At 59.3% G+C, this 8,924-nt stretch carries 4 protein-coding genes; 1 reads left to right on the top strand and 3 read right to left on the bottom strand.

Annotation, left to right across the window (positions count from 1 at the left end; genetic code table 11):
• Window positions 1-161 precede the first annotated feature (161 nt).
• The 3 genes from IQ254_RS15545 to IQ254_RS15535 all read right to left on the bottom strand — a co-directional run bounded on the left by IQ254_RS15545 (window position 162) and on the right by IQ254_RS15535 (window position 7,715).
• Window positions 162-779 (bottom strand): LexA family transcriptional regulator, encoded by a 618-nt coding sequence (locus IQ254_RS15545; protein ID WP_193967073.1) that lies wholly within the window; start codon window positions 777-779, stop codon window positions 162-164.
• A gap of 170 nt (window positions 780-949) precedes the next feature.
• Complete coding sequence (locus IQ254_RS15540) at window positions 950-2,401, bottom strand: YdiU family protein (protein WP_193967072.1); 1,452 nt, start codon at window positions 2,399-2,401, stop codon at window positions 950-952.
• Window positions 2,402-2,576: 175 nt separating this feature from the next.
• The gene (locus IQ254_RS15535; protein WP_193967071.1) at window positions 2,577-7,715 is read right to left on the bottom strand and encodes a translocation/assembly module TamB domain-containing protein; all 5,139 of its coding nucleotides are present in this window, start codon (window positions 7,713-7,715) and stop codon (window positions 2,577-2,579) included.
• Between the two features lie 421 nt (window positions 7,716-8,136).
• On the opposite strand from IQ254_RS15535, the gene IQ254_RS15530 reads away from it, so the two are divergent.
• The gene (locus IQ254_RS15530) at window positions 8,137-8,922 is read left to right on the top strand and encodes a Uma2 family endonuclease (RefSeq protein ID WP_193967070.1); all 786 of its coding nucleotides are present in this window, start codon (window positions 8,137-8,139) and stop codon (window positions 8,920-8,922) included.
• The last annotated feature ends 2 nt before the right edge of the window (window positions 8,923-8,924 follow it).

Raw genomic sequence — 8,924 nt, 5'->3', positions numbered from 1 at the left:
GCGTTCCTTTTTTTTTTCCAAGCAGAGGAGGGCATACGGGTTCACCCTCGGTCTGGTGGGCCGGGGGATGGGTATAGAGACAGGTTCTATAGTGCCAAACTGAGGGCATAAGAATCGCAATTGGATCTAAACTCGATGATTCCAGGCCAGGCTCGTCGCCTCTACATGGCTATCCACAGACCATCGTTTCTGCGGTGGTGACCAACCATGACCCCCTGCAACTGAACTTGAGCGCTATCTAAAATGCGGGATTCATGGCCTGAGTTGGCAGATTTTAGAGTGATCTGGCGATCGCCTTCGCGGTAGTAAACATGCTTGAGAGTCCCCCCTTCGCCATCGATCCAAATCACCGCAATTTGTCCAGGCAGAATGGCCCAAAGATCACTGCTAGGGCGAATAACCACAACGTCGCCATCAAAAATTTCAGCTTTCACCATGCTATTGCCACAGACCTTGAGGGCATAGTCGCCCAATGGATAGCGCTTGCCATCTAAACAAACTCGATCAAAGTACCCTACAGGATGCTCCGTGAGATAGCCTGCCTGCACCACGCCATGTAGCGGCAACTCACTGCGTAACAGGCTAATAGCTCGGGCCATACCTCGCCGCCTCTCGATGTAGCCTTTTTGCTGCAATCGTTTGAGGACATCCTGAATAAACGACCGCGATGCAATATTCAGATCAGCTTCAATTTCTCGGATGGTGGGGGCGTAGCCGTAAAGGGTAAGCCATCGCTCCAAACAGCTGTAGACACGGCGCTCAGAAGAACCAAGAATCATAGTTGACGAGAAATAGTTCATTTGTATTACTTTATCATTCGGTAATACTACTCATCAATAGGTTCACAAGTTCTCAGTACACCTCAAAAACTACCCAGTGCACAACTGCATCAGCAGCTTTTGGGGAGCTTTTGAGACCTTAGCTAAAGTGACCACAAAAACTGGCTACGTTACTGGCGTTGCTCAAAAGGCTGCTGGATCTTATTCAGCAGGTCATAGAAAGGCTGCCAGTGGTCGTCGGTGGCGATCGGTTCCCAAATGGATTCGATCGCAGGGCGCAGCAGTACGGTTTGGGGGTTGGTCTGTTGCAGCGTGGCGGTGACTTTTGCGAGGTGCTCTGGGGTCAAGCTTTGCAAGCAGCGATGGTAAAGCTGTCGCCAGGCTTTGAGCTGGGCAGCGGCGGCTGGGTCTGAGGCTTGCAGGGTGGTGCTAAAAATTTGGCTGATATCACCGCGCCAGTCTAGAGAGAACTGCTGGGTGAGTGATAAGAAGAAATCGTGGTAGCCGACTTCCACAGCGCTCAGCAGTTCAAGGGTTTGGCTCACCAGGGCGGCGGCCAGCTCAGATTCCAGATGCTCAAACCCCAGCTTTTGCAGCAGGCGCTGCTGGTAGTAGGTTTCGTAGCGATCTTTGAAGGGGGCCAGGGCCGCTTCGAGATCGGCGTTGGGCATCACCAGCTTGAGGGGCTTTTGCAGCGCCTTCAGGTTCATCTGGCAGATGATCGGCTGGTTGCCGTAGCTGTAGCGCCCGGCGTAGTCGAAGTAGGCAGCGGTAAAGCGCGGATCGTAGCGATCGATAAAGGCATAGGGGCCGTAGTCGAAGCTTTCGCCTGTGATCGACATGTTGTCGGTGTTGAGCACGGCATGGCAAAAGCCGACGGCCATCCACTGGGCGGCGAGGCGGGCAATGCGATCGCACAATTCCCCATAGAAATGCAAATACCGCTCCTGGGTCTCGGTAAACAGCCGCGCCTCGGGGTAGTAGATATCGATCACATGCTCTAGCAGCTTGGCGATCAGATCGGGTCGGTTGAGGTATTCCAGCCGCTCAAAGGTGCCAAAGCGAATGTGCGATTGGCTAAACCGCACCAGCACCGCCGATCGCGTCGGCGAAGGCTCATCGCCCCGCCACAGCGCTGCGCCGGTTTCCACCAGGCTGAAGGCGCGGGAGGTGTTCACGCCCAGGGCGTGGAGCGCCTCTGATGCCAGCACCTCGCGCACGCCGCCCTTGAGGGTGAGCATGCCGTCGCCGCCGCGCGAGTAGGGGGTCGTACCCGAGCCCTTGGTACCAAAGTCGTAGAGTTCGCCGTCGGTGCCCCGCACTTGGCCGTAGAGAAAGCCGCGCCCGTCGCCCAAGAAGGGGTTGTATTCGCCAAACTGGTAACCGTGGTAGCGGAGGGCCAACAAGGGTTCGCGTCCCTGAAATTTGCCGAAAGCTTCAATCCAGTGATCGTCGCTGACGGCGGTGGGGTCGAGGCCGAGCGATCGCACAATGTCATCGTTGCGAAAGCGTAGAATATGTTGAGGAAACTCGGCAGCGGCGACCAGATCGTAGTAGTCATCCCCCAACGACTCCAGGGCGGGCAGATAGTCGAGGGCAAGGAGGGGGTTAGGGGCGGTCATAGAGCCTAGGTTGAGCGGGGGATTTTAGCAACAAGAGTATTACTAAAGTATTGCAAACTTTTCTCTAAGAGTAATCCCTGTTTGTCTACCCTCGGCTGGTCTGGGCAAACGGTCATCTGTCTTTAGGCAATAGTCGTTTTGAAGTCGATCTGCCCAGGGGCGAACGGGGTAGACATCAAAATCGCAATTCGTATTCAACCGAGACAATATTGTCTCCGTCGAGGTTAGTGCTGCCTCGGGCTCGAATTTGATCGTTTAGCCGATATGACACACCCACCTGAGGCGGCCTGCCATTATTGAGAATTTCGAGAATATCAATGCCGAAGCTGGGGCCGATGTCAAAGGCCGCCTCTACCCCAATGCCAATGCCAACGGTGCTATCGGTGGCGGTATCGGTAGTCGGAAAAATGCTGAAAGACCGCAGGCCAACGGTATCGGCCAGGCGATCGCCAAAGCTGGCCAGGGACCCTGCCCCCACAAAGCCTGCAAACTGCGTCAGCGACGCGCCGTAGATATTGTTGATCACACTACTGGTCAGGAGGGTAACCAGTTCTTGCTGGCTACGCGATGGGCGACTGGTTAGGGCCAGTAACTCGCTGGCCTGGCCCGGCGATGAGGTATCTTGCAGCTCACTGACATAGCCAAAGGCGGTGGCAAATACCGAAATAAATTCCACTTCGCCAAAGGAGCCGATGTCCGAAGAGGCTGTGACCTCGGAGCTGTTGAACGAATTGTTAGTCGGGGCTGGAACTACGTTGGCATCCCTCAACCTAGCCCGCATCCGCACATCCAAAAACGGATCTAGCCCTTGCTCGGGATAAAACGTAGCGGTATTTTGAGCATTGGATACCAGGCGAAACTGGGTCGAAAATAGGTTAACCCAGCCGCTATCGAGGGTGAATACCCCACTGGGCTGGAGGTTGTCTAAGGTACCATCGATCTCAACCCGACCCGAGGCCGAAATGTAGTAAAACGGCTGACCCAAAATCACCAGATCATTGGTCAACACAACGTTAAAATCATTCAGTCTGACCCGGCTTAACGGCCCTGGTAGGTCTGAGGCATCCGATGCTGGCAGGTCAAAGCCATCTACTGACTCTCGGTAGTTGGCAATGTAAGGGGGCAAAGGCTCTTCCGCCGCCGCCTCTTCGGGCAACTCGATCTCAGAGTTAGCTTGAGATCCCAGTTGGGTGAGCAAGCGGTTGGCTCTGACCCGACCATCGCCCACCTGCATAGTGCCCGTCACCACCGGGTTGAGCAAGGCGCCGCCAATTAAGACATCGCCATCCAGGTTAGCTTCGATAAAGCCTTCATAGTTGACATCGACCTGGTTCACCGCCACGGCCAGGCCATTGGCTGCCGGGGTGGATTGCTTGGGCGCGGCAACCAGTGCCGTGGTCTCGCCTTGAACCGCCTGAATCGGGAGCCGCCCGCTGATCAAAATATCGCCGCCGCCATAGTTAGCCGTCAGCGTCTCCACCATCACCTGCTCAAGATTAAACTGCATGGTGCCGGTCAGGTCAGTCACTGGCGCCGAGAGGGCCGTGCTGGCCACTATGCCATCGCGAAATTGGGCTCGCCCCACCACCGCCGGGTTAGCTAAGGTGCCGCCTACCTGGACGCTAATGCGGCCATCGCCCCCTTCCCAGCGCAGCTGTTCGTCGGTGACCAGGTTGAGAATCTGCAGCCCTTCATTCTCCAGGTTGGCCTGGATGTTGATCAGATCGGTGTCAGGCTGAACGGCCATAAACGGCAGGGCATAGGGAATGTCGCCCTGCAGGGTGATCTCCGCCGGGGCGGCGACCACGGCGGCACCATCAAAGCGCAGGTGGGCCTGATTGTAGGTAAAGTCGAGGGCTACCGACTCTAGAGATTGCCGGTTGAGGCTGGGGTCTACGATCGCCAGATCGCCTACTACATTAGGGTTCCTCAGGCTGCCATCGAGGGTAGCCTGGAGCGCCAGATCGCCATCGGCCTCCACCGGAATATCGACAAACAGCTCTGCTAGCTCCACTGGCACCCCGCTCACCGCTAGCTGGCCGCTGAGGTTTTCTGGACTGCCGTTACCGATGAAGCTAATCTGAGCCTCGTCGGCATCAAAGATCAGAGGGCTAATGTTGAAGCTCCCCTGGTTATAGTTGGCAGCCAGGGTGAACTGGTTACAAGCGGCACTGCGATCGCCCAGGGGGGCAGATTCAAGGGAGCGAGTTGAATCCACCCCCTCGCTTGAGCCGGTGCTAACCCGATCGAGGGGTTCGCCAAATTCAATTGAGCCCACGGGGGCGTTGGCCCCCGCCTGGTCACAGGGCAGCAAAGCCCCCCAGGCCCAGTTCTGCCCCTGAATATCGGCCTCGGCCTGAACGGCATCGGCGGCGAACCCCTGCCCCTGGAGGGTGACGGTGCCATTGAAGCTGCCGCGCAGATCGCCCAGGGGAGGTAGGGCAATGCGGGTGGCATCGGCTCGCTGTTCGAAGTCAGCCATGAATTGAGCAAAGGCCTCTAGCTGCTCTAGAAAGGGCGGGGGCGGCAGGCTCACGGCCTCTAGATCGAGCACCTCGGCCCCAAACTCGGTCGGGTCGTCACGCAGCAGGCCAATGTCGGCGAAGGTGTGCCAATCGAGGGTGGCGATCAGGTCTTGGAAGTTGCCCTCGACGATATCGAGCTGGGCGTAGTACTCCGGTTCTGGAGACGCCAGATCGAGCCATCCGGTCACCTGATAGCGGCTGTCGTCAAACAGCAGGGTGGCATCGGCTAGATCGACACGGTTGTTGTTGTAGGCAAACTGAGCCACCAGACTGTCGGCCACCACCGTATCTAGAGCCGGTTCGAGAACGGTAGCTGTGCCCCGCACCGAGAGATTGCTCCAATCCCTCAGGTCGGCGGTGATGGCGCTGTTGAGGGTGCCGCCAAGGGGGCCCAGGCCAGCCACAGGAGCCACATCCAGGGCGTCAATCGGCAGATTCTCCACGGTGGCGGTGAGCTGCTGGTTGACGACTCGCCCCTGGGCCACGGTGTCGCCCAGGCGCAGGTCAAACTGGCTGGGCAGCAGGGTTTCATCGAGGGTGGCCAGGATGCGATCGCGCTCTCCCCGCAGTGCCACCGTGCCGCCTTCGGCCAGGGCCACGTCTACCGGGCCGGTCAACTGAGGCTCAAAGGCAAACTGATTCAGCGCCAGGTCATCGAGCTGGGCATTGCCCGCCAGCCGCAGGTTGGGCAGGGGACCAGTCACCTGGCCCGCGAAGCTCACCAACCCCCTGGCATCAAGCTGGTCGCGCACCGCCGCTGGGGCAAGCGGGGTCAGGCGGCTGAGGTCATAGCGACTCAGCTGCACCTCGAGATCGACCGGGCCGATGGGGCTGGGCGCACCCAGATTGGCCGCCACAAAGCCGCTGGCCGCCACCGCCGGGGCCGAGAATCGCTCGATCTGCACGCCATCCCCAACCCAGCGAAAGGCCGTGGTCCAGTCCCCCGGTTCGAGCAGCGGCGGTCCCCCTGGGGGCACCATCAACTGAGCATCAGCGATCTGGGCCGTACCGTCGGCTTGAATCGCCGGTAACGAGAGGTCTTGCAGTGAGCCAGCAGCGTTGACATTCGCGGTCAGCAACCCCTGCATCTGGTCAGTGAACCGATTCACTGGCAGGTTGGCGGTGCTGAGCTGGGCCGTCCAATCTTGCTGGTCAAGGCGGGCTGTGGCCGTGACGTCGAGGGTGCCCTGATCGACCTGAAACTGGGTATTGTCGACCACCAGGGTGCGGTCGCGAAAAACCGCTTCGCCGCGACCGGGGTAGGTGGCTTCGGGCAGTTGAAACTGCACCCTGGCCAGAGGATCTTTCACGGTGCCCTGAATATTGCCCTGGGCCAGCACCGAGCCGATCACCACCGCGGCGGGCAAAGACGCGCCGTAGGTCGCCGCCAGGGCATCCCCCGGCAGTTCGATGTCGAGATCAAACGCCAGGGCAGGATTGTCGAGGTTGGTCAAATCGACCTGGCCCTGCCCCGTGATGTAGCCCCCTGCCGCTGGCACCACCCGCAGGGCCTGGAGATCAAAGCGCTCTGCGATCGCAGCAAAGTCGGCGGTGAAAGTGTCCAAAGGAACCCGATCCAGCTGCACTGGCCCCTGGTTTTGCAGGCGTCCAGCTAACCGGGGTTGGTCGAGGGCACCAGTCACCGTAGCGGCCAGGTCAAAGACCCCGGTGGCGGCGATGGGCAGCTCGGTCTCGAGCAGGTCGGTCACCGCTGCGATCGCAACCCCTGGCATCGCTATATCCAGGTCATAGCCCTCGTCTACATCCACCGTCCCGGTAGCAGTGGCGGCAATGTCGCCCACCTGCAAGCCCGTGTCTTCCACCGTCACCCGCTGCCCCTGAAAGCGCAGGGTGCTGTTGATATCGGTGATCGGGGTCGAGAGCTGGCTGATCACCACTTCCCCATCGCGCAGCCGGGCGGTGCCCTGGGCCGAGGTGAGCATAGTATCGGTCTGGGTATCTAGCGCTACGGTCAAATTACTGTTGAGCGTGCCTGCCGCCATCCCCAACGTCGGTGGCAAGAAAAGATTGACGCCGGTGGTGGGCAAATCCGTAGTTTGCAGCGCAATATTAAAGGCTCCTGCTTCGAGCTGCCCCTCGCCGTCAACCACAAACTTGCCATCGCCCAGGCGGCCATTGGCCTCAAACAAAATCGCTTGCAGATCTGGCTCGTTGGGGCTTAAAAACTCAGCCCTGGCACTCAGGTCGGTCATGACAATCGGCACGGCCTCGACCACGGCGTCGTCGCGCGACCGCTCCCGAGCAACCGAGATCTGCCCACCTTTGACGTTCACCGTGGCCAGCTCTAGCTCAACTGGGCCGGGTTGCTCTTCTTCGGGGTCGGGCAGGGTGAGGTCAATCCAGCGGCCATCGGCCGCCTGCACCACGTCAACCCTAGGGTTAACAAAGGTCAGGCTGTAGCGCAGGGTGCGGTTCAGCAGCAGCTCAGACCAGTTAAAACTCAGGTCTACGGCCTCAACCGTGGCCTGGGTGGCCACTTCATCGGTGGGGGGCAGGGTGGTTGGCCCCAGCCGCACGCCGTTCCAGGTCAGCCGTTCAAAGTTGCCCAGCTCAAAGGGGCGATCGAGGCTTTCTTCTAGGGCCGCTTCAACCAGCGGCATCACCTGACTATCAATCAGGTCACCGCCCCAGACCAGGGCGGCACCGCCACCGGCTAGTGCGAGGCCACCGAGCCCAGCCCCTGCCTTGAGCAAGGTCGGCAAAATACGATGCTGAGGCCTGTCTGGTTCGGGGGTCGGGGGCGGGCTGCTGGGCTGGGGCTGGGTCATAAAGAGGCTCAGACTGGGGGCTCATAGGGCAAAACCCTAACCAGAAGTCACATAGACCCTACAGATATTTTGCAGCCGAAGCAACCCCCCACAGAGACCTGATCCGACCATGCCGCAGGGTGCTATGGCGCTTGCTCTGACTTAACCTGGGCCCACTGGAGGGTAACGAGAGCAGGGCTAGCCGCAATGCACCGTCTATCCATAGCGAAACCCCCTATGTATAGAAACCGGGTTTCTGCTGTGGGTTGTCGGCGGCTATTGCCCTAACCCCAGAAACCCGGTTTCTGCTCCCCTGCCAAGCTTCTCTACCAGGACGGTCGGTGGGTAACGGCGGCCCGAGGGTTAAGGCAGATCACACGGGTGGCTGGCCCCCCATCAACCTCAACCGTTAAACTGAATATCAACGCACCCAAGGGTGACTATGGTTCTCGCCAACGACCCCAACTTACTCGTTCCCGAACCGCCCACGGTTCCCCTCCCCCCCTGCGACCTAGCCAGCGACGAACCCGAATTGGAAAGCTACCTGCACCTGCAACAACTGCTGCTGCTGATCAAATGCCTCGACTGGGTGTGGCGCGACAAAACCGACTACTTCGCCGCCGGCAACCTCACCATCTACTACAGCGCCGACCAGGTCAAAACCCGCGACTTTAAAGGCCCAGACTTCTTTGTGGTGCTCAATGCCGAAAAGCGCCCCCGCAAAAGCTGGACCGTGTGGGCCGAGGGGGGCCGATACCCCAACCTGATCGTAGAGCTGCTGTCAGATTCCACCGCAAACCACGACCGCACCCTAAAAAAGCAGCTCTACCAAGACACCTTCCGCACCCCCGAATATTTCTGGTTTAGCCCAGACACCCTAGAATTAGAGGGCTTTGCCCTGGTCGAAGGCCAGTATCAGCCCATTGTCCCAAACGCCGACGGGCTGCTCTGGAGCGCCCAGCTCAACCTCCACCTGGGCATCCATGACAGCCAGCTCCGGTACTTTTTTGCCCCTGGCCAGTTAGTCCCAACCCCTGAAGAATTTGCTCTGGAGGCTCAAGCCGCCGTTCAAACAGCCCAGGCTGAAACCCAGCAGGCCCGACAGCAGGCTGAGCAAGCCCAGGCTGAAACCCAGCAGGCCCGACAGCAGGCCGAGCAAGCCCAGGCCGAGGCCCAGAAGTTGGCAGCCAAGCTCAGAGAGCTTGGCCTCGACCCAGATACGCTTTAACG

Source organism: Nodosilinea sp. LEGE 07088 (genome assembly GCF_015207395.1).
In the GTDB taxonomy this organism is placed as follows: Bacteria; Cyanobacteriota; Cyanobacteriia; order Phormidesmidales; family Phormidesmidaceae; genus Nodosilinea.
The sequence above is the reverse complement of the archived record's forward strand: the minus strand, read 5'-3'. Positions and strand labels throughout refer to the sequence as shown.

Coding starts and splice junctions, on each gene's coding strand:
- IQ254_RS15540 (WP_193967072.1), bottom strand. CDS start 2,401: ATGACCGCCCCTAACCCCCTCCTTGCCCTCGACTATCTGCCCGCCCTG.
- IQ254_RS15530 (WP_193967070.1), top strand. CDS start 8,137: ATGGTTCTCGCCAACGACCCCAACTTACTCGTTCCCGAACCGCCCACG.
- IQ254_RS15535 (WP_193967071.1), bottom strand. CDS start 7,715: ATGACCCAGCCCCAGCCCAGCAGCCCGCCCCCGACCCCCGAACCAGAC.
- IQ254_RS15545 (WP_193967073.1), bottom strand. CDS start 779: ATGATTCTTGGTTCTTCTGAGCGCCGTGTCTACAGCTGTTTGGAGCGA.